The following is a 1,210-nucleotide window of genomic DNA, read 5'->3' as shown; positions in this document are numbered from 1 at the left end:
CTCCCCAGCTACCCCAGCCTCCCCAGCTTATCTTCGTGACATTCGCTTTTTAGTCTTCGTTTATACCCTGCTCTTGTGTCTGTAACTGTTTCGATAAAAAAACCCCTACTTCTGGCGTGACGTGCTTCTGCATTTGACTTCGCACTGCCTCTTCAATTCCTGCAAGGTTTGTGAGCTTTTCTTTTGACGTATCTTCGTACAATATTTTAGAGATTGCCTGAATATGTTCTTGAAGAGCTTGCTGTTGTTCTGGGGTCATTGCTAGGTAAATGCACTCGTCTTACTTATCCTGACTGATTTTCACCTTCTTTGCAAAAAACTGGGATGCTCCCGATTTTAACTGTGCGATTAGCCAGTATTTTAGGGATTTATGCCTTGGCTTTGGCGAGGGCTGCGTTAAGTTGGGGTGTTTGCATTTATAGCCTCCACTTTGAATCTGACCACCCAAACTACATCGTTAGGCGAGGCTTTAATGATTTGCAAAAACTCTTCTTTGCTGATCCACAAATTACCTTCATCATACAAATCAACAAGAGGCATATCTGCTAATTGCTCTTGGTAAGGAGGGCGAAATAGGGTGATATATCCTAAATGTTTTGCACCTTTAACATAGCTGCAATTAGTCCATGCTTGATGAATTTTATTTCCTTTTTGATAAGCTTTAATTACATTAGCTGCGGTGCGATCGCAATCGTTTTTGCGGACAGAGGGCGATCGCCTACTCAAAAACTAAGCTGCTACTAATTCCGATTCAGACACTCCAAGCCGTTGCCAATCCTCGAACGTAAGTTCATCAAATGGCTTATCTAAAAGCATTTCTTCTTCTAAAAGCAGTGGCGTAGTGCGAACTTGCAAGGCTAGCCGCACAGCCTCAATATGCTTGTCTCGTGCCGATGCTCGTAGTGAGGACAAGTGCAGGACTGTTTTTCTAAATCAACTTCGTAGCGTTTTGACTCTTGTCCTGATACCAATTCTCTATGAAGTTGCACTTAATAAAGCTCTTGTGATGTAATCCCATCCACAAATCGATGCGATTGCTTCGGTAGAAATAGAGTCAAGAACCTGTTTGAGCTTGTGTCTTAATTGATCCAAGTGTGTGCAATGTTCCCAAGACAATTCATGCTTAATGTGTTCCCATAAACGCTCAATGGGATTAAGCTCTGGACTATTGGGGGGAATGTCACTAAGAAAAGCTGGGGGAGCTGGGGAG

The 1,210-nt window shown here is 42.9% G+C and carries 2 protein-coding genes and 2 pseudogenes; all 4 read right to left on the bottom strand.

Going from position 1 to position 1,210, the window contains the following annotated elements:
- Positions 1-44: 44 nt before the first annotated feature.
- Positions 45-259, bottom strand: a pseudogene (locus tag I8751_RS17755) (ISKra4 family transposase); the annotation flags it as partial.
- 137 nt (positions 260-396) lie between these two features.
- Positions 397-726, bottom strand: a complete 330-nt coding sequence (locus tag I8751_RS17750) for a hypothetical protein (protein ID WP_214440447.1) — start codon at positions 724-726, stop codon at positions 397-399.
- 3 nt (positions 727-729) lie between these two features.
- Complete coding sequence (locus I8751_RS17745; RefSeq protein WP_214440446.1) at positions 730-912, bottom strand: hypothetical protein; 183 nt, start codon at positions 910-912, stop codon at positions 730-732.
- A 63-nt stretch (positions 913-975) separates the two neighbouring features.
- A pseudogene (locus tag I8751_RS17740) lies at positions 976-1,210 on the bottom strand (hypothetical protein); the annotation flags it as partial.

Source organism: Atlanticothrix silvestris CENA357 (genome assembly GCF_016056295.1).
Classification (GTDB): domain Bacteria; phylum Cyanobacteriota; class Cyanobacteriia; order Cyanobacteriales; family Nostocaceae; genus Atlanticothrix; species Atlanticothrix silvestris.
This window is presented reverse-complemented; position numbering and strand designations above follow the sequence as displayed.